The 19,332-nt window shown below is 38.5% G+C and carries 16 protein-coding genes, 2 tRNA genes and 1 other RNA gene; 9 read left to right on the top strand and 10 right to left on the bottom strand.

Annotated elements, in window-relative coordinates; translation table 11 throughout:
- Positions 1-162 precede the first annotated feature (162 nt).
- Both ACICP9_RS01940 and ACICP9_RS01935 read left to right on the top strand, forming a co-directional pair.
- Positions 163-834: a response regulator transcription factor gene (locus ACICP9_RS01940; protein ID WP_071662467.1), complete on the top strand. Its 672-nt coding sequence runs from the start codon at positions 163-165 to the stop codon at positions 832-834.
- Positions 834-2,273, top strand: coding sequence for an ATP-binding protein (locus ACICP9_RS01935; RefSeq protein ID WP_395498399.1), 1,440 nt, complete (start codon positions 834-836; stop codon positions 2,271-2,273). The genes ACICP9_RS01940 and ACICP9_RS01935 overlap by 1 nt, the downstream gene beginning before the upstream one ends.
- 47 nt (positions 2,274-2,320) lie before the next feature.
- On the opposite strand, the gene ACICP9_RS01930 is transcribed toward ACICP9_RS01935, so the two are convergent.
- The gene (locus tag ACICP9_RS01930; protein WP_395498397.1) at positions 2,321-3,976 is read right to left on the bottom strand and encodes a hypothetical protein; all 1,656 of its coding nucleotides are present in this window, start codon (positions 3,974-3,976) and stop codon (positions 2,321-2,323) included.
- A 131-nt stretch (positions 3,977-4,107) separates the two neighbouring features.
- Entirely contained in the window at positions 4,108-5,766 is a 1,659-nt protein-coding gene (locus ACICP9_RS01925; RefSeq protein ID WP_395498395.1) for an AMP-binding protein, read from the bottom strand.
- A gap of 94 nt (positions 5,767-5,860) precedes the next feature.
- On the opposite strand from ACICP9_RS01925, the gene minC reads away from it, so the two are divergent.
- Positions 5,861-6,577, top strand: a complete 717-nt coding sequence (minC, locus tag ACICP9_RS01920; RefSeq protein WP_071662471.1) for a septum site-determining protein MinC — start codon at positions 5,861-5,863, stop codon at positions 6,575-6,577.
- Between the two features lie 20 nt (positions 6,578-6,597).
- Here minC and ACICP9_RS01915 read toward each other — a convergent pair whose 3' ends face one another.
- On the bottom strand, positions 6,598-8,184 hold the full coding sequence (locus tag ACICP9_RS01915) for a peptide chain release factor 3 (RefSeq protein WP_395498393.1): 1,587 nt from the start codon (positions 8,182-8,184) through the stop codon (positions 6,598-6,600).
- Positions 8,185-8,338: 154 nt separating this feature from the next.
- On the opposite strand from ACICP9_RS01915, the gene ACICP9_RS01910 reads away from it, so the two are divergent.
- From ACICP9_RS01910 to recR, 5 genes are all read left to right on the top strand, one after another.
- Positions 8,339-8,428 (top strand) — tRNA-Ser (locus ACICP9_RS01910).
- A gap of 10 nt (positions 8,429-8,438) precedes the next feature.
- An RNA gene (gene ffs / locus ACICP9_RS01905) (signal recognition particle sRNA small type) lies at positions 8,439-8,535 on the top strand.
- A gap of 43 nt (positions 8,536-8,578) precedes the next feature.
- Positions 8,579-10,150 (top strand): DNA polymerase III subunit gamma/tau, encoded by a 1,572-nt coding sequence (dnaX, locus tag ACICP9_RS01900; RefSeq protein ID WP_395498391.1) that lies wholly within the window; start codon positions 8,579-8,581, stop codon positions 10,148-10,150.
- A gap of 244 nt (positions 10,151-10,394) precedes the next feature.
- Positions 10,395-10,736 carry a YbaB/EbfC family nucleoid-associated protein gene (locus tag ACICP9_RS01895; protein ID WP_071662474.1) on the top strand — a complete coding sequence of 114 codons (342 nt, stop codon included), beginning with the start codon at positions 10,395-10,397 and terminating at the stop codon, positions 10,734-10,736.
- Positions 10,737-10,891: 155 nt separating this feature from the next.
- Positions 10,892-11,488, top strand: a complete 597-nt coding sequence (recR, locus tag ACICP9_RS01890; RefSeq protein ID WP_071662475.1) for a recombination mediator RecR — start codon at positions 10,892-10,894, stop codon at positions 11,486-11,488.
- A gap of 51 nt (positions 11,489-11,539) precedes the next feature.
- On the opposite strand, the gene ACICP9_RS01885 is transcribed toward recR, so the two are convergent.
- The 7 genes from ACICP9_RS01885 to uvrB form a co-directional block, all read right to left on the bottom strand.
- Positions 11,540-12,355 carry a hypothetical protein gene (locus ACICP9_RS01885; RefSeq protein ID WP_395498388.1) on the bottom strand — a complete coding sequence of 272 codons (816 nt, stop codon included), beginning with the start codon at positions 12,353-12,355 and terminating at the stop codon, positions 11,540-11,542.
- A gap of 184 nt (positions 12,356-12,539) precedes the next feature.
- Positions 12,540-12,896: a 50S ribosomal protein L20 gene (gene rplT / locus ACICP9_RS01880; protein WP_071662477.1), complete on the bottom strand. Its 357-nt coding sequence runs from the start codon at positions 12,894-12,896 to the stop codon at positions 12,540-12,542.
- Positions 12,897-12,929: 33 nt separating this feature from the next.
- Positions 12,930-13,124 (bottom strand): 50S ribosomal protein L35, encoded by a 195-nt coding sequence (gene rpmI, locus ACICP9_RS01875; RefSeq protein WP_071662478.1) that lies wholly within the window; start codon positions 13,122-13,124, stop codon positions 12,930-12,932.
- Between the two features lie 35 nt (positions 13,125-13,159).
- Complete coding sequence (infC, locus tag ACICP9_RS01870; protein ID WP_245756779.1) at positions 13,160-13,645, bottom strand: translation initiation factor IF-3; 486 nt, start codon at positions 13,643-13,645, stop codon at positions 13,160-13,162.
- A 98-nt stretch (positions 13,646-13,743) separates the two neighbouring features.
- The gene (gene thrS, locus ACICP9_RS01865; RefSeq protein WP_395498385.1) at positions 13,744-15,672 is read right to left on the bottom strand and encodes a threonine--tRNA ligase; all 1,929 of its coding nucleotides are present in this window, start codon (positions 15,670-15,672) and stop codon (positions 13,744-13,746) included.
- A gap of 18 nt (positions 15,673-15,690) precedes the next feature.
- A tRNA-Val gene (locus tag ACICP9_RS01860) sits at positions 15,691-15,765 on the bottom strand.
- A 162-nt stretch (positions 15,766-15,927) separates the two neighbouring features.
- Entirely contained in the window at positions 15,928-17,937 is a 2,010-nt protein-coding gene (uvrB, locus tag ACICP9_RS01855; RefSeq protein WP_071662481.1) for an excinuclease ABC subunit UvrB, read from the bottom strand.
- Between the two features lie 194 nt (positions 17,938-18,131).
- Between uvrB and ACICP9_RS01850 the strand changes: the two genes are divergently transcribed.
- On the top strand, positions 18,132-19,325 hold the full coding sequence (locus ACICP9_RS01850; RefSeq protein WP_395498383.1) for a pyridoxal phosphate-dependent aminotransferase: 1,194 nt from the start codon (positions 18,132-18,134) through the stop codon (positions 19,323-19,325).
- The last annotated feature ends 7 nt before the right edge of the window (positions 19,326-19,332 follow it).

Genomic DNA, 19,332 nt, shown 5'->3' with positions numbered 1-19,332 from the left:
ACTTAATAGATACTCACAGCAATTGGATTTTTGGCAGGGTGCCGCGAAAACGGAGCAACCGGCGTGTATAGAACATACATGAGGATTGCGAGTTGAACGGCAACACAGTCAAAAATTTCAAGTGCAAAGAGTAATAAAATAATAACAATAATGAGGCAAATTATGCGCATTCTATTAGTGGAAGATGATGGGGCATTAGGTGATGGGATTCACAAAGGTCTAAAACAATATGGCTATACGGTGGATTGGCTCACTGATGGCCGGACCGCCTTAAGTTCTATCAAAACAGAAACATTTGATGTCATCCTACTTGATTTAAATTTACCAGGCCTACCTGGATTAAGTGTCCTCCGTGAGATGCGCGCAGCAGGTATTACGATGCCTGTACTCATCTTAACAGCACGTCATGCCATCGAAGATAGAATAAAGGGATTAGACAGTGGTGCTGATGATTACTTAACTAAGCCTTTTGACTTAGATGAACTCTCTGCCAGAATCCGCGCTTTACAACGACGTTTTTCCAGCAATCGTGCCGCTCCTCTATTGACATACCGGGATATCGAATTAGATCCCAGCTCATTTACCGTTACGCTCAAAGGGCTTGCTATTAGTCTGTCTCGTCGTGAATTTAGTTTACTGCAAAAATTATTAGAAAATGCCGGTCACGTTGTTTCGCGCGACTCACTTAATCAATGCCTCTATGGCTGGGGTGATGAAATTGATAGCAATACACTCGAAGTCCATGTCCATAATTTACGAAAGAAATTAGTAGATACGCACTTTATTCGAACAATACGCGGCGTGGGTTATATGGCAGAGAAGGAAAATAATTAATGTTTACTATTTTTTCGATTAGACGGTTCTTATTGTTTAATCTATTAAGCACGGTTATCGCTACTATCATCATCACTGCTCTCGGCAATTATTATATAGACTGCCAAGCTATTAATGTGAGTTTAGATAATTTATTGGTGGAAACTGGCTCACTCCTTAAAACTATTACGAATAATCCACGTTTCTTAACGCCCGAAACACTTAGAGTCATTCAATCACAACTCAATATAGGGATAGGGAATACTCCTAAAAAATACTTTTCTTCCAGCCCTCATTTAAATATCACTCCTATCACTCAAAAACGGTTACGTTATAAATTTCAATTGTGGGATGGCGACGGTAAGCTGTTATTAAGTTCAGAAAAAACACCCGCTGCACCACTCATCAGTAAACCGGGGCTCAGCGATAAAATTATCGATGGACAAAAATGGCGTACTTTTACCATTTATGACACTAAACGCGGCGTCATCTTGGTCTTAGCAGAACAATACGCAGCGCGTTATACCATGATTCATAACATGTTAGTGAGTGATACTTATCTCACACTATTAATTTATCCTTTATCAGGAATCTTTATTTGGTTAATTATTGGTAGCGGATTAAAGAGTATCCGTTTTTTTGCTAAAGAAATGGCGGAAAGAGCGGCTGATCATTTAGATCCCGTTGATCTCAATGAAGTTCCTGTAGAAATAAGCCCTTTGGTAGATGAGCTGAATAAACTTTTTTCACGTTTACAACAAGCTTTTGAACGTGAACAACGTTTTGCCGCTGATGCCGCTCACGAATTACATACGCCTCTCGCTGCTCTAAAAACCCAAGCACAAGTAGCACTTAAAACGACCGATCCACAAGAATGTTACTTGCATTTAAAACAAGTGATTGCGAGCGTCGATCGCTGTACACATGTCATTCAACAATTACTGACATTATGTCGCTTAAGTCCTGAAACCATCATGCCAGAACACTTTACACAAGTAAATTTATCACGCATAGCTGCCGAAGTCATTGCACAACTAGCACCCCAAGCTATCCTTAAACAGATCGAAATCGAATTAATCGCAAAAGATTCTGATTATAAGCTATTAGGTAATACTACTGGCTTGCATGTATTAATTCGTAATCTAGTCGATAATGCTATTCGTTATACACCCACAGGGGGAATTATTAAGGTACTTCTCCTTAATACCTCTGATTCCATTATCTTACAAGTAATCGATAATGGGCCTGGGATTCCTAATAAATTACGCGCGCGAGTATTTGAGCGTTTTTTCCGTATCTTAGGAACAAATGCACAAGGCAGCGGTTTAGGGCTTGCTATCGTAGAACAAATTGCAAAACTACATAAAGGTTCGATAGCTTTAGATACGCCCTCAGAGGGCACCGGACTACAAATTGAAGTTCGCTTTCCAAAAAATCAGTATCGTTTTTTAAAAATCTAATATCACTTCATAATATAGGCATTGCTACTCACAATGCCTAATACCTATTAATTCATTAAAACTTGTTGATAAGAATTCAACACTCTTCCTGTATTTTCTTGATTATTAATTGGGCTGCTCCAAAATAACGGCCGCGGACAAGTTAATAGCGCAGGCTGATATAAATTAGACTCCGCTTCATCTGAAATACCACTGTCTGATTGACTATCCATGGTTGTTATAAACGCCTCATCTTTATTTAAGTCTTCTTCTTGTTCTAATTGATCCCGATTCGAAGTGACAGAAATATCAGATGAATCATCCTCCCAATCAGTATCCCAAGCATCTTCCTCTTCGTCAGAATCATACTGGCAAGGATAAATATTCTCTGCTATTTCTTTTTTTAATGCGGTTTTTAGCATTAAAACTTCCGTTAAAATAAACTGACTTAATTTAGTTAAGTCAGTTTCTAATAGCTTAGGTTCCATTTTTTTTGCGTAAATTTCTAGCTCTGCTGCAACATTTTGAAGTTTATCTAATGTCAAATATAAATGGGTACATTCTGAGTTGGAAAATGCTTGATTAGTCGTATGAAAAAATAAACTTCTATTAATATAAAAAATAGTTTCTAACTTATTTAAAATTTGATAAAAATTAGAATCGTTTCCATAACAACGATCAACTTGTTTATCTAAATTTTTCCTAAAGCCTTCATAACAAAATTGCATCTTATAAATTGATAAGCTTAACAACTGTTTAAATTCGGAAGTTAATTGATTTAAATTTTTATTTTCCAAGTTAACTTCCTCATTAAATTCATATTGAAGTTTAAATCGTTGTCTAATCCCTTCAATTAGATTGTAGATACCTCCTATTCTAACTGCATTTTTGTGAATAGATGTGTTTTTGATAAATTCTTTTATTTCACTAATTTTCTCTTCAAATAAAGAAAATTTTTTATCAAAAACAAATGCTTTAAGCTTAGTCAACTCTTTGGATAACTTAATTTTTTCATCTGATACTATGAGCAATTTAATTCTATAACTTAAATAGTTAAGTAGTGAATCTATATCTGAACACTCCTTACTGAGATCAGAAGCAGTTCCACTATATAATTTCTTCTTATAAGATGAACTCCACGCTTCAAGTAATTTATATTCATTAATAGGGGTATAAATTAAAGAGGAAACTTTATTTTCGAGAAATTTTTCTACCATAAAAGGCAGTGCCTTATAGGTTTCCATTTCTAAATTAACATCTAATAAATCATTTTCAGTATTTGCTATACGATGTTTTATATTTCTCAAAGCTTCCAATATTTTTTTCGCATCGGCTAAATTTCTAAGCTTGGGTTTAGGTTTAATAATCCAAGAAATAAACATTTGCAACCAACGCACCACTCGCCAATTTGATTTCACTGTTAATTCTGATTCAAGATATTCCGGAAAAAATCGAACAAATAAATCAGAATGACTAGTATTTTTAATCGTTAATAAAATTAAATTATATAAAGCATCTTTTTGCACTTCATTTCTATAAATATTTTCTTTATTAAAATTTTTAAAATAATTCTCAAGAATTTTTTTATCTAATTTATTTATTTCATTAAAAAAAATAATGACTGCATTACTAAGCAACAACTTATAGTCAACATCATTTTTTGAAATACAATTTAATTTATTTTTATATTCCTGTAATAATTTATTATATTTTTTTACATTCATAAATACCTCTTTTTTTATTTTTTTTATGGGTATTATTTTTAGTGAATGATAGGCTACTTTTATTAAATGAAATTGTCAATTAAATTAATTTTTTAAAAATTAATACTTAATATTTCTTTATTTAAAAAATTTTAATGTAAATTTTTTTTTAAAATTTTTCCTAATGCGGATTTTTGGAGATAATTTAAAAACACAATTTCATGCGGTAATTTATAGCTAGTCAATGCAGCACGACAATCCTTTAATAGCTCATCAGATGTTAGGCTCTGATCTTTTCTTACCACGAACGCTTTAATTGCTTCGCCGGTCTTATCCGATGGAACGCCGATAACCGCAACCTCTTTTACTTTAGGATTTTGTTGAATAACTTGTTCAATTTCTTCTGGATAAACATTAAAACCAGAAACTAAAATGAGTTCTTTTTTACGACCCATGATAAACACGAAACCCTGATGATTGATACGCGCTAAATCACCCGTTATTAACCATCCATCCGGCGTTAATGCATACTCTACATCAGCCTGCACCCAATAATTTTGCATGACTTGAGGACCTTTCACCCAGAGCTCACCCACCTCCCCTATTTTTACTTCATTTTTTTTATTATCACGAAGACAAATATCCGTGGAAGGAAGTGGTAACCCCACATGGTCCCCTGCTACCACTAAATCCCAAGGAGGGGCACAAACAACCGGAGAAGCTTCAGTTAGACCATATCCTTCTAATAATAATTTTCCTGTTATTTGTTTCCAGCAAATTTTAACGTGAGATTGTATTGGAGCACCACCACCTAAGGCGATTTTTAAATGCGTGAAATCTAAATTTGCAAATGCCTTATGTTTTAAGAGTGCCTTAAATAAAGTATTGACACCTAACAAGGTACTAAAATGGGTGTCCGCAAGCACTTGAATAAGCTGTTTTATATTGCGCGCATCGGGAATTAAACAATTCTTACCTCCTAAACGCACGCACATTAAACCATTAACCATTAAAGAAAAAATATGATACAACGGCAAAGCGGTAATAAATGTTTCTTGTCCTTCACGCAAAATAGGTCTTACCCAAGACCTTAACTGCTCTATATTCGCTAGCATGTTACGGTGAGTTAGCATTGCACCTTTAGGGACGCCTGTCGTACCGCCAGTGTATTGTAAAAAAGCAAGGTCTTCTCTATTAATTACCACCGATGATGTTTTTAAGCTTCGACCTATTTTTAGAATCGTTAAGAAATTAATCGGATGTATCGTTGGATCTTTTTGTTTTTTGTTTTTTATAACCCACCAAGCAGAGCTATTGACCATCCAAGATCGCGGCCAAGTCAGCATATCACCTAAGCAAGTCGTAATAATGTATTTTATAGGCGTGTTTTTTATTACATGAATGATATTAGGTAGAAAATTACTTAATATAATTAACACTTTGGCCTGTGAATGATCGATTTGTTGAGTGAATTCGGGTACGGTATAAAATGGATTGACATTAGTCACTACCAATCCTGCTTGCAACACCCCAAAAATAGATATCATATATTGTGGACAATTAGGTAGCATGAGCGCCACTTTAGTTCCTTTGCTCAATTTTAATTCCTGTTGCAAATAAGCGGCTAAGCGACGACTTAAATCAGCCCATTGATCATAGCTAATCGTTTGCTGAAAAAAACTTAATGCAGGCAACGAGCGAAATTTTTGACAAGCCTCTGCAAATAATCGATCGAGTGATTGATAAATATCAGGATTAATCTCAGCAGGTATTTGTTGCTGATAACGATTCAACCAAATTTTTTCCATCATTCACCACCTAGAAAATTAAAGGCGAGCATTCCCTATTAAGTTTTAGTATATAATGCCTACTTTATTTCGATATTAGTGACTAGGTGGACTATTTATGCACAGTTTGATGGGAACATCACAAGAAGCCTTTAAATTAAAGGCGAGTCTATTCACATTGACTACTTTTCATTTATTCAGCGCCGATGCACAACTAGTTCATCAACAATTAAAGCCTTTAGTAGCGCAAACTCCCCGTTTTTTCCAACAATTACCTATTATCTTAGATTTATTTTCCTTACCTGCTGTCACCGGACCTATCGATTTCCCGGGTATTATCAGTTGCCTACGTGGTTATGGGTTAATTCCTGTAGGAGTACGTGGTGGCAATGCAGAACAACAAACATTCGCTATACAATCAGGTCTCGCTATCCTTGCCAATGTAAAAACTGAATCAACTGACACTTCGCCAAAAATAAATACTGCCTCACCTGCTATTAACTCTAAGTTGATTACTCAGCCCGTACGTTCTGGCCAACAAATCTATGCAAAAAATAGTGATTTAATTGTCATTGCCTCAGTCAGCCCTGGAGCAGAATTGTTAGCCGATGGTAATATCCATATTTATGGGCGATTAAAGGGTCGAGCACTTGCGGGTGTAACCGGAAATCAACATGCACATATTTTCTGCCAAAATTTAGAAGCGGAACTTGTCGCAATTGCTGGCCATTATTGGCTAAGTGAAGATTTACAGGATTTACAACAAACGCTTAACAACGGCAGTGTGCATATTTCTTTAGAACAAGAACGTTTACAAATGAAACAACTCGCTTAAATAATCTTCTCTTAGAAAAGTTAGATCTCCTTTAATTGTGCAAAATAAATATCGGGCCAACGTTCCATAGTCAATTTCAAATTAACCCGACTGGGGGCTAAATAAATCAAATTCTCTTTAGCATCATGTGCTAAGTTGAGAGCCGCTCTATGTTGAAATTCTTTTAATTGCTTATTATCATCCGCACTCACCCAACGCGCCGCAATAATATTAACGGCTTCATAAGCGCATTCTACTCTATATTCATGTTTTAATCGGTAAGCCACCACATCAAACTGCAAAACACCCACTGCCCCTAAGATTAATTCGCTACTGTTCAAAGGCCTAAAAATTTGTATGGCGCCTTCTTCAGATAATTGCATTAATCCTTTTAACAATGCTTTAGATTTCAATGGATCTTTTAGACGAACGCGTTGAAATAATTCCGGAGAAAACGAGGGAATTCCGGTAAATTTTAGCGTTTCGCCCAGGGTAAAACTATCACCTATCTGTATCGTACCATGGTTATGTAAACCAATAATATCGCCTGGCCATGCTTTTTCCGTTTTCACTCTGTCACCCGCCATAAAAGTCAGCGCATTATGTACCGTGATTTCACGCTGAGTTCTGACATGAAATATTTTCATACCCGGTGTATATTTTCCAGAACATAATCGCAAAAAAGCAACCCGATCTCGATGTGCTGGATCCATATTCGCTTGAATTTTAAATATAAATCCACTGAAATTCGCTTCTTGTGGTTGCACTATTCGAACATCTGTTTTCCTTGGCTGCGGACAAGGTGCATACGTCACAAATGCAGCTAGTAATTCTTGCACACCAAAATTATTAATTGCTGAACCAAAAAAAACCGGTGTTAACTTTCCTGCAAGATAATCTTGCTTATTAAAATCTGAACTCGCCCCCTTAATCAGCGCCAATTCATCTTGTAATTCATCGAATAAAACACCCACTCGTTCTTTTACCTTAGGATGATTAAGACCTGTAAAACATTCACTTTCTCTACGTTTTAAATTACTTGACGAAACATAAAAATAAACCTTATCTTCTAAGGTATGATAAATACCCTTAAATTGTTTTCCCATTCCTATAGGCCAAGTGATGGGGGCACAAGCAATCCCCAAAGTCGATTCAATATCATCTAATAATTCAATAGGTGTGCGCGCTTCTCTATCCATCTTATTAATAAAAGTCAAAATGGGAATCTGGCGTAAACGACAAATCTCTAATAATTTTTTTGTTCGCGGTTCGACACCTTTAGCTGCATCAATGACCATTAAGGCAGAATCGACTGCCGTTAAAGTGCGATAGGTATCCTCAGAGAAATCAGCATGACCAGGCGTATCTAATAAATTAAAAATACAATCTTGATAAGGAAATTGCATCACGGAAGTTGTGACAGAGATTCCCCGTTCTTTTTCTAAGGCCATCCAATCCGAGGTAGCATGGTGTGCGGCTTTACGGGCTTTGACTGTTCCAGCAAGCTGTATGACACCACCCCACAACAAAAGCTTCTCTGTCAATGTCGTCTTACCCGCATCCGGATGAGAAATAATTGCAAATGTTCTTCTAGATAAAATTTCTGCCGAATACGATGCGTCTGACATATAGACCCTATGGATTTAAATATTAAAACTAACCCTTATTTTAAAAGGGTTGTTATTGTATACGAAATTACGTTGCCGTTTTCATCTAATTCATCGGTTCTTGATAATGCCAATTGCCAAATTAAGTATTCTAGTTTAACCTGGCAACTTTCTGGGAGAGGTGTCCGAGCGGCTTAAGGAGCACGCCTGGAAAGTGTGTGTAGGTTTATCCCTACCGCGGGTTCGAATCCCGCTCTCTCCGCCAATGGTGGTTATATCGGTCCCTTCGCAACGCAAAGCAGCGAACCCCGTCAGATCCGGAAGGAAGCAGCGGTAGTTGTCCATGCGGGTGCCGAGGTGTGGCTGCTATAACCGCCTCCATTAACGATCTGACGATCGGGTCAAGGTGGTTCTTATGAGTTATCAAGTCCTTGCGCGAAAATATCGACCTCAGTCATTCGAACAGTTAATTGGTCAAGAATCCACTTGTCGCATCCTAAAAAATGCACTGCATACACAACGAATCCATCATGCTTATCTTTTTACCGGTACACGTGGAGTTGGAAAAACAACCTTAGCACGTTTACTCGCCAAATGTTTAAATTGTCAAACCCAGATCACACCTGAGCCTTGTAATCAATGTGTTCCATGTCAATCGATTAATACGAATCGTTTTACCGATCTTATTGAAGTCGATGCTGCTTCACGCACCAAAGTAGAGGATACTCGTGATTTACTGGCTGATGTCCATTATGCGCCTAGTCAAGGCCGCTATAAAATTTACCTTATTGATGAAGTGCATATGCTTTCTTCACATAGTTTTAATGCCTTATTAAAAACGCTTGAAGAACCTCCACCTCATGTCATTTTTTTACTAGCGACTACCGATCCACAACGCTTACCTGCCACGATACTTTCACGTTGCCTACAGTTTCACTTAAAAATTATTTCTGTCGCACAAATTAGCGATCATCTCGCTTATGTTCTAAAAAATGAAAAAATTCCTTATGAACCCGCGGCACTGTCACCGCTTGCCAAAGCGGCACGAGGTAGTTTACGTGACGCACTAAGTTTATTAGATCAAGCGATTGCTTATACCAATCAACCTCTCACAAAACAGGATGTCCACACCTTACTCGGCCATGTTACTAACACTGAAGTCACTAGTTTACTTGAAGCCTTGATTTTAGAAGATACCTTTCAGCTCTGGTCTCTGGTCGAAAAATTAAACGAACTAGCCGTTGATTTTTCATGCGTTATTGATGAGCTCCTCATTTTTTTACATGATATGGCGCTGAGTCAACGGTTTAAGAGTGAAGCAAACTATACCCAACCCGTCATCGATTTAGCTGAAAAATTTTCACCCGAAGACATACAACTTTATTATCAAATTGCTTTATTAAGTCGACGCGATATAACGCTAGCACCCACACCACGACTGGGTTTTGAGATGATGTTACTTAGGTTGCTGGCGTTTAAACCCGCTATTCCGCAGGCAGACCCTTATCGCCTAACAAAACCAGCTCCTCCACCTACGGTAACAGCAAAAAAACAAACAACTGCGCACAAAGTAGAGAAAGTAATCGTGCAAAAATCCAAAAAAGCCTTACACTGGCCTGCACTGATTAAACAATTGAACCTAACGGGCTTAACCTATGCCCTCGCCCAGCAATGCGTCTTACAATCTTATCAAAGCAACCACATTTCTTTATGCCTAGACCCTAAACAAGCCGCACTACGCAGCATTAAACAAGAAACCAAGTTAGCGCAAGCACTTTCGGATTATTTTGAGAAACCAACCACATTAGCGATTATCCTTGGTGATGCTAGTTTATTGACTCCTGCGCGTCTCGATCAACAGCACAAATCACAGCGTTTAGAACAGACGACAGAAGCTCTGCAGAAAGATCCTGCTATTCAAGCGATTATGCAAACATTCGATGCTAAACTACAGCCTGAGTCTATTCAGCTTTTGGATGAAGATTGAATAGACTCCCATATAAACCCATTGCACTTCAAGATGCGAACCAGTATCTTGAAGTGACTTCATCTTATCGATGGAGATTCTCAAGCAGAGAGGCAAATTCTCTATTTGAGTAGCTAGTCCAAGTTGTTTAGCTTAGATAACCTATAACCAGATGTATATCGCTCAAAAAATAGTGTAAAAATTTGCATCTTCAAATACAGGTGGTATAAACCAATAAAGTTGATCCTACAAAGAGGAAAATAAGATGAATATGAAAGTTGACCTAGATACGCTTTTAAAACAAGCACAAGACATGCAATCCAAAATGCAATCTGCTCAAGCCGAACTAGCACAAATAGTGGTTACCGGAGAAGCAGGTGGTGGTATGGTTAAAGTTATCATGGATGGCCGACACATGGTGAAATCCATTTGGCTGGACCCCGCCTCATTACAAGAACCGAAAGAATTTGTAGAAGAATTGCTTGTAGGCGCATTTAATTCCGCATTAAAAGAAATTGAACAAGCATCACGTCAAAAATTAAATGACTTAACAAGTCTTATGCAAACTAAATTTAGTAGTGATATCGCAACACCGACGATTGAATAATAGACGCTTAGGCATTGGATTTTTGGCCGTATCGTGTAATAAAGCAAGCAAAATGTATTAATCCTATGTGGATTACAAGTTGAGCAGCAAACCGGACAAAAATTTACGTACAAAAAAGATAGAATTTAGTATTCGTAATATAGAAGGTGTGAAATATGGCTTTTAGCCCTTTGATAACACAATTGATTGCACAATTTTGTTGCTTGCCGGGAATAGGGCCTAAATCCGCACAGCGTATGGTTTTTCATTTGCTTGAAAGAGCACGCTCGGATGGTTTAGCGCTGGCAAAAATTATAGAACAAGCCATTCAAGAAGTTGGAAATTGCGAACAATGTAGAAACTTAAGTGAAACGCCTATTTGCACGTTATGTTCAAGTTTAAATCGAGATAGCAGTCTACTTTGTGTTGTTGAAACGCCGGTTGATGTACTTGCTATTGAACAAACGGCCAGCTATCGCGGTTATTATTTTGTTCTAATGGGACGATTGTCGCCACTCGATGGCGTGGGCCCTGAAGAGCTGGGTATTAAACATTTTATTCAGCGCATTAACACTCGACCTCCCCAAGAAATTATTTTAGCGACTAACCCCACTGTAGAAGGCGAAGCAACAGCACACTATCTCACTGAACTAATTAAGGAAAAAGGTATTAAGATCAGTCGCATTGCGCATGGTGTTCCATTAGGTAGCGAGCTAGAGTTTATTGATAATCATACGCTAGCTCGATCATTGTTTGCACGCGTCACTGTTTAACAGATTGACCATGCTGGATATGGCTAGCCTATCCAGATGACAATCCATTCATTAAAGACCCAGTGATTTTTGTGTTTCCGGGAAAAATGGAACCTCATCTTGGTTACTTTGGAAAAAAATAACGCTTCTACGATTTTGAAAAGATGAAGCAAGACAAGCTTGCTGATTACTACGCTCTTCTGCTTGCAAATAGCGCTGATAAACTTCGCTTAGAGGTAAGTCAGGATGACGAAGACGATCGCGTGTTAATAAGAAAAATTTTTCTCCGATAGTCTCTTTTATTTTTTCGCAATTAACAGTTTTCTTATAAGCGGGATTTGTGATAAAACTTTTTTCGTTAATGCCTAAAGCAAAAGCGACAAATGCGGAAGGTATAGCCCCTATAATACACCTCGGATCGACCTTAGAAATAATAGCGTAATCTACCCCCTCATTGATCTCTTCTGTATAACCTGCAACAAACTGTTTGTTTAATAAATTTTCTTCACACAAAGGAATACTTTGTATATTTTTTTCACTGGTATCGATCAAATAAATATATCCATAAGTCCCAGCAGAAAACTGCTCATATTCCAGGCCCGTTAGTTCATTGCGATTACAATAAGTATTAGATGCACAAATAAAATCAGGATAGTATCGTTTAATGTAGGGTAAACTGGCTAACACACTTATCTCATCCTGCTGCGTAAAACCATTGGTAAACACATTATTTAAGGATTCTATTAAGTGCAATTGTTTATCAAAAGCTTCTCCGCGCAATAAAAATCCATTTTTTGGGCCATAGGAAATGATAACCTTATCTTGATTATGGTGAGACAATTCAAAGGAAGTTTCAGGCAGTTGTCGATCGGCAGAAATATTTTCCATGATAATTATTATCCTTTTGTTTAAGTATAAAACACTTAAATAGGTTAACAGAATAAAAAAATATTGGGAAGATTAAAATTAAATACTTTAATTTTAAAAAAATTTAAAGATATATCCTCACCTTATTATTAATTTTAAACTTTTAAACGCGGCTAATAAAGTGAGCATACTATTTAAAGAGGATTTAAGCTAAGGCTTGCTTGGCTTTTTCAACGAGCTGTGCAAAAGTAGCTTTATCAGTAATCGCTAAATCCGCTAAAATTTTACGATCAACCGCGATTTCTGCCTTACTAAGACCCGCAATAAAGCGACTATAAATCATACCCTCTTCACGTACTGCGGCATTAATACGCACTATCCAGAGTGCACGAAAATCACGTTTCTTTTGCTTTCTATCACGATAAGCATATTGACCTGCTTTTGTTACTGCTTGCTTCGCCGCTCGGATAACACGGCTGCGTGCACCTCTATAACCTTTGGCTGCTTTTATAATTTTTTTATGTCGGGCTCTTGCAGTCACCCCACGTTTCACTCTTGGCATCGTCTTTAACCTCTTTAATAATCTTTTGTTTTCTTAAGAACCTTGTAACAGTCGTTCGACTGCACGTACGTCACTGGGATTAACTAAATTTGTATGACGCAAGTGGCGCTTGCGTTTACTATCTTTCTTAGTAAGAATATGGTTATGATGTGATTGTGCACATTTATAACCTTTAGCTGTAGGTTTAAAACGCTTTGCAGCACCTCGGTGACTTTTTAACTTAGGCATAGAATCTACTCCGCTATTACTGATATATTTTTTAGCTACTTAGTTTTTTTGGGGCTAACGACTAACACCATTTGTCGGCCTTCCATCTTAGGTTTATCATCGATCGCAGCATAATCAGCTAGATCCTTTTCTAAACGTTCAATAAGCTTAGCACCTAAATGCAAGTGAGCAATTTCACGACCTCGAAATCGTACCGTGATTTTAGCCTTATCCCCTTGTTGCAGGAAACGAATCAGGTTGCGTAGCTTGACCTGATAATCCCCTTCTTCTGTTACGGGTCGAAACTTAATTTCTTTCAATTGAATACGCTTTTGCTTTTTCTTTTGCGCTGTTTTTTGCTTACTCAATTCAAAGAGATACTTACCATAATTCATGATCCGACAAACGGGAGGAGCCGCTGTTGGCGCAATTTCTACTAAATCAAGTTCAGCCTCTTCAGCTTTTCTTAGCGCTTCATTTAAAGAAACCACACCTAACTGCTCACGATCAGGGCCTATTAACCTTACTTGGGGAACACGAATTTCGTTGTTAACCCTGACCTTTTTTGCATTGCTGGTTGCTGACCTAGGTTGAAAACCTCCTACTGGTCTATGCTGAATAACTTTTTCTGTACTAATAACTATTTCTCCGTATCGATTCGACTATGCGGCACCATAGCCTGTCGAATCATCTGATAAAACATATGGACCGACATACTACCCAAATCATCCCCTGTTTGTCTACGTACGGCGACTTGTTTCGTATTGACTTCTTTAGCTCCTATCACGAGTTGATAAGGAATCTTCTGTAAGCTATGTTCGCGAATCTTAAAGCTGATCTTCTCATTTCTCAAGTCCAACTTGACTCTTAGCCCTAAACTCTCTAATTCCTGGGCTATTTCAGTGGCATAATCTCGCTGCTTATCGGTAATCGTCATAATAACTACCTGAATAGGCGCCAACCAAACGGGGAAATGACCCGCATAATGTTCAATCAATATCCCTATAAAACGCTCTATAGAGCCTAAAATGGCTCGGTGCAGCATAACCGGTGTTTTACGCTCGCCCTGCTCGCTGACGTACTCAGCGCCTAAACGCCCTGGCATAGAAAAATCAACTTGGACCGTTCCACACTGCCAAACACGGTTTAGACAGTCTTTTAAAGAAAATTCAATTTTTGGGCCATAGAAAGCGCCTTCGCCCGGCGAATAAGTCCATTTTAGTCCTGCTCTAGCGTCTAAGGCTTGCGCCAAGGCTTTTTCTGCCTTATCCCAACTTTCATCGGAACCAACCCGCGCTTCTGGGCGTGTCGCTAATTTAAGGATAACTTCATCAAAACCAAAGTCGGCATAAACCCCGTACAACAAATCAATAAAAGCGGCCACCTCCGCTTGAATCTGGTCTTCAGTACAAAATATATGGGCATCGTCTTGCACAAAGCCGCGTACGCGCATTAAACCATGTAAAGCACCTGAGGGTTCATTACGATGACAAGAACCAAATTCCGCGAAACGCAATGGAAGATCGCGATAACTTTTTATTCCTTGATTAAAAATTTGGATATGGCCCGGACAATTCATTGGCTTAATAGCAAATTCCGTATTTTCCGTAACCGTGGTAAACATTTCTTTAAAAAATTTATCCCAATGACCTGATTTTTCCCAAAGCTGACGCGCCAATAATTGTGGTGTACGTATTTCTTGATAACCTGCACTTTGTAAACGTGAACGAATATACTGCTCAATAATTTGATAAATGGTCCAGCCATGAGGATGCCAGAACACCATACCAGGTGCTTCTTCTTGAATATGAAATAAATCTAATTGTTTCGCTAATTTGCGATGATCTCGTTTTTCAGCTTCTTCTAAGCGATATAAATAATCTTTTAAATCATTTTCGGTTAACCAAGCGGTACCATAGATACGTTGTAACATTTCATTTTTTGCATCGCCACGCCAATAAGCGCCTGCAACATGCGTTAATTTAAAGACTTTAAGCTTACCGGTACTCGGGACATGAGGCCCACGGCAAAGATCAATAAAATCTCCTTCCCGATACAGCGATAATACTTCCTCTGTTGGAATCGCAGTAATAATCTCTGCTTTGTATTCTTCTCCCAAATTCCTAAAAAATTTAATGGCCTCTTCTCTAGACATCGTAGAACGTTGTATGAGTAAATCCTGCTTGACTAATTCCTGCATACGCTTTTCAATTTTTAATAAATCATCTGGCGTAAAAGTGTGTGATAACGCAAAGTCGTAATAAAATCCATTTTCGATAACAGGTCCTATCGTCACTTGTGCCGTTGGAAATAACTGCTTGACGGCATGTGCAAGCAAATGAGCCGTCGAGTGACGAATAATGGCTAATGCTTCCGGATCACGTGCTGTCAGTATTCGGAAACGAATATCTTTCGTAATGGAATAGGATAAATCCACGAGCTGACCATCAATTTCTGCTGCTATAGCCGCTTTTGCCAAACCCGGGCCGATTTGCTCTGCCACTTGATAAGCCGTAGCGCCGCTAGCGACGGTACGTTGTGTTGTATCCGGTAAAGTAATGACAGGCATACATCTATAAAAATATATTGGTAGGCACGAGTGGGATCGAACCACCGACCACCACCATGTCAAGGTGGTGCTCTACCACTGAGCTACGTGCCTACAGGTTATAAGAGGGCGTCGTCATTCTGTGTCGACGGGTCCTGCCGCTCTCGGCAGTTTGCGCGTCACCCGTCAACAGCAATCGACACTTCCATGACGAAACAAAATAAATGCTAAAAATAAAACGAGAAAATAACATTCTTGATTTACAGACGCAACTGCTTAATCAATTCCCATTATTTTTTCTTTAAGATTTTTTAATTTATCACGTGTTTCTGCGGCTTCTTCAAACTGCAAGTTTTTCGCGTAATTAAACATTTCGCGTTCCAATTGTTTAATTTTTTTGGCGAGTTCTTCTGGAGACAAAGCCGCATAGTAAGCTTGCTCTTCGGCAACTTTAAGCAGATGTTGTTTATTTGTGGAAACATCGGATCGCGCTCCCTCAAGAATATCATGAACTGCTTTTGCAATCCCTTTCGGCGTAATATGGTGTTTTTTATTAAAGGCGAGCTGCTTAATCCGACGTCTCTCCGTTTCGGCGATAGCTTTTTGCATCGAGCCCGTTATTCTATCGGCATACAGAATAGCTCGACCATCAATATGGCGTGCTGCTCGACCTATCGTTTGGATTAAAGAACGCTCGGAACGTAAAAATCCTTCTTTATCGGCATCTAGAATCGCAACGAGTGCAACTTCTGGCATATCAAGCCCTTCACGAAGTAAATTAATTCCAACCAGTACATCAAATTTGCCTAAACGCAAATCACGAATAATTTCGACTCGCTCCACGGTATCAATATCAGAATGCAGATAACGCACTTTTACGCCATGCTCGGCAAGGTATTCAGTTAAATCTTCAGATAAACGTTTAGTTAAGGTGGTGACTAAGACGCGTTCGTTTTTTGTCACACAACGATTTATTTCAGAAAGTAAATCATCCACTTGTGTGCCTACGGGTCTTACTTCAATTAAAGGATCGACTAAGCCTGTTGGCCTGATGACTTGCTCCACTACTGCACCCGAATGTTCGAGTTCATAAGTACTCGGAGTCGCAGAAACATAAATAGTCTGAAAGACTAAATCAGAAAACTCTTGAAACTGTAAAGGTCTGTTATCCAAAGCAGAAGGTAAGCGAAAACCATACTCCACTAAAGTTTCTTTTCGTGAACGATCACCTTTATACATAGCACCCAGTTGAGGGACTGTAACGTGTGATTCATCAATCACCAACAAAGCGTCTTTTGGTAAATAATCGAGCAACGTAGGTGGCGGCTGACCGGCATCGCGACCGGATAAATAACGCGAATAATTTTCTATTCCATTACAATACCCTAACTCTAAAAGCATTTCGATATCAAATCGAGTACGTTGCTCTAAGCGTTGAAATTCTATTAATTTATTCGCGGTTTGTAGTTGCGCCAACCGGTCTTTTAATTCAATTTTAATCGACTCAACCGCGTTTAAAATTTTATCTCGCGGCGTGACATAATGAGTTTTTGGATAAATAGTTAAACGCGGTACCCGTCTCAGTAGTTCGCCTGTTAGAGGATCAAAATAACTAAGCTGTTCAATACTATCATCCAATAACTCGATACGTACTGCTTCTTCGGCAGACTCTGCAGGATAAACATCAATCACATCACCACGCACCCGGTAAGTGGCGCGACGAAAGTCTGTGTCATTACGATTATATTGCAATTCAGCTAAACGCCTTAAGATAAAACGCTGATCGATTTGATCGCCCCGGCGTACATGTAACATCATATCGATGTAAGTATTAGGATCACCTAGACCATAAATAGCCGATACCGTTGCAACAATAATGACATCTCGTCGCTCTAATAAAGACTTGGTAGCCGATAAACGCATTTGTTCGATATGTTCATTGACCGCCGCATCTTTTTCAATATACGTATCGGTCGTAGGCACATAGGCTTCCGGTTGATAATAATCATAATAAGAAACAAAATATTCTACGGCATTATGAGGAAAAAAATTTCGCATCTCACCGTACAACTGAGCGGCTAAAGTTTTATTAGGCGCCAAAATAAGAACCGGTCGTTGAATTTTTTGTATGACATGAGCAATACTAAACGTCTTACCCGAACCTGTTACACCTAACAAAGTTTGGTGCGCTAAGCCTGCCTGCAAACCATGAATCAACTCCTTGATCGCAATGGGCTGATCGCCTGCCGGTTTAAAATTGGAAGTTAATACTAAAGTTTTAGGCATGAAATAATATCAATCTCTTGGTCAATAAGTGCTAGACAAACCATGCTGGGTCTTTAACAACGAGTATCTAATCAAATATAGTGAAAAAAATAGAAATCCGTAAGTTTATCTACATAAAAAGCAGACTTGCTTTATTATTAATCTCTCGCCGATAATAGGCTCTATAATCAGTTTAACTTAACTAGACCTAATCTATGAAAATAAATCTCTCACATCGCGTTTCTCAAATTAAACCATCACCCACTTTAAGCCTGTCTGCAACAGCCAATCGACTCAAAGCCAGCGGCAAACCCATTATAAATCTGACTGTCGGTGAGCCTGATTTCGATACTCCCGAACACATTAAACAAGCCGCTCGTCTCGCTTTAGATGAAGGGTTTACCAAGTACACCGCGGTCGATGGCATGTTACGTTTAAAACAAGCCGTCGTTGCTAAATTTAAGTTAGAGAACCAACTGGATTATTCATTGGATCAAGTCATTGTTTCGAGTGGTGCGAAACAATCCATTTATAATCTGATGCAATCTTTATTAAATCCCGATGATGAAGTGATTGTCCCAGCCCCCTATTGGGTTTCTTATCCCGATATGGCTTTATTAGCAGAAGCCAAACCGGTTTTTATCCCCACGTCGATTGAATCCAGCTTGAAAATTACGCCACAGCAATTAGAAGCAGCGATTACTGAAAAAACTCGGCTTTTTATTATTAATAGCCCTTCCAACCCGACTGGAATGGTCTATACGCCCGCCGAACTCAATGAACTGGCCAAAATTTTATTACGTCATCCATCCGTCTTTATTCTTACCGATGACATTTATGAGCATATCTATTGGGGGAATGAACCTTTCAAAAATATTATCAACGTATGTCCCGAATTATATGACAGAACCTTGGTCTTAAATGGCTGTTCAAAAGCTTATGCCATGACCGGCTGGCGCATTGGTTATGCGGCTGGGCCTAAAGAAGTCATACGCGCCATGACGAATGTGCAATCACAAAGTACGTCTAATCCTAATTCTATTGCTCAATTCGCAGCAGTGGCTGCTTTAACTGGCCAACAAGACTGTGTCCAACAGATGAATGAGATTTACCATCAACGTCATCATTTTTTTTCAGAAGGACTTAATAAAATCCCCGGTGTACATTGCTTGTCTGGACAAGGCGCTTTTTATAGTTTTCCTTCGTTTCATACGTTTATTGGAACTCATAAAAAGTTTGTTTCTGATTATGAATTAGCCGATTACTTACTCAATCAAGCGAATATTGCCACCGTTCCTGGATCCGCTTTTGGTGCACCCGGTTATTTACGACTTTCCTATGCGCTTGATCATGCAAGCCTAGAAAAAGCGTTATCACAACTCAAAACAGCGTTAGCACATTTAATTTAAGGCTTAC

It is taken from the genome of Rickettsiella endosymbiont of Litargus connexus (genome assembly GCF_964277335.1).
Lineage (GTDB): Bacteria > Pseudomonadota > Gammaproteobacteria > Diplorickettsiales > Diplorickettsiaceae > Aquirickettsiella > Aquirickettsiella isopodorum.
This window is presented reverse-complemented; position numbering and strand designations above follow the sequence as displayed.

Bases quoted from the DNA above. Each gene is read 5' to 3' on its own strand.
- rplT (WP_071662477.1), bottom strand. From the start codon at position 12,896: ATGCCAAGAGTGAAACGTGGGGTGACTGCAAGAGCCCGACATAAAAAA.
- recR (WP_071662475.1), top strand. From the start codon at position 10,892: ATGGCTTTTAGCCCTTTGATAACACAATTGATTGCACAATTTTGTTGC.
- ACICP9_RS01930 (WP_395498397.1), bottom strand. From the start codon at position 3,976: ATGAATGTAAAAAAATATAATAAATTATTACAGGAATATAAAAATAAA.
- ACICP9_RS01850 (WP_395498383.1), top strand. From the start codon at position 18,132: ATGAAAATAAATCTCTCACATCGCGTTTCTCAAATTAAACCATCACCC.
- rpmI (WP_071662478.1), bottom strand. From the start codon at position 13,124: ATGCCTAAGTTAAAAAGTCACCGAGGTGCTGCAAAGCGTTTTAAACCT.
- ACICP9_RS01915 (WP_395498393.1), bottom strand. From the start codon at position 8,184: ATGTCAGACGCATCGTATTCGGCAGAAATTTTATCTAGAAGAACATTT.
- ACICP9_RS01925 (WP_395498395.1), bottom strand. From the start codon at position 5,766: ATGATGGAAAAAATTTGGTTGAATCGTTATCAGCAACAAATACCTGCT.
- ACICP9_RS01895 (WP_071662474.1), top strand. From the start codon at position 10,395: ATGAATATGAAAGTTGACCTAGATACGCTTTTAAAACAAGCACAAGAC.
- ACICP9_RS01935 (WP_395498399.1), top strand. From the start codon at position 834: ATGTTTACTATTTTTTCGATTAGACGGTTCTTATTGTTTAATCTATTA.
- thrS (WP_395498385.1), bottom strand. From the start codon at position 15,672: ATGCCTGTCATTACTTTACCGGATACAACACAACGTACCGTCGCTAGC.
- ACICP9_RS01885 (WP_395498388.1), bottom strand. From the start codon at position 12,355: ATGGAAAATATTTCTGCCGATCGACAACTGCCTGAAACTTCCTTTGAA.
- dnaX (WP_395498391.1), top strand. From the start codon at position 8,579: ATGAGTTATCAAGTCCTTGCGCGAAAATATCGACCTCAGTCATTCGAA.
- minC (WP_071662471.1), top strand. From the start codon at position 5,861: ATGCACAGTTTGATGGGAACATCACAAGAAGCCTTTAAATTAAAGGCG.
- uvrB (WP_071662481.1), bottom strand. From the start codon at position 17,937: ATGCCTAAAACTTTAGTATTAACTTCCAATTTTAAACCGGCAGGCGAT.
- ACICP9_RS01940 (WP_071662467.1), top strand. From the start codon at position 163: ATGCGCATTCTATTAGTGGAAGATGATGGGGCATTAGGTGATGGGATT.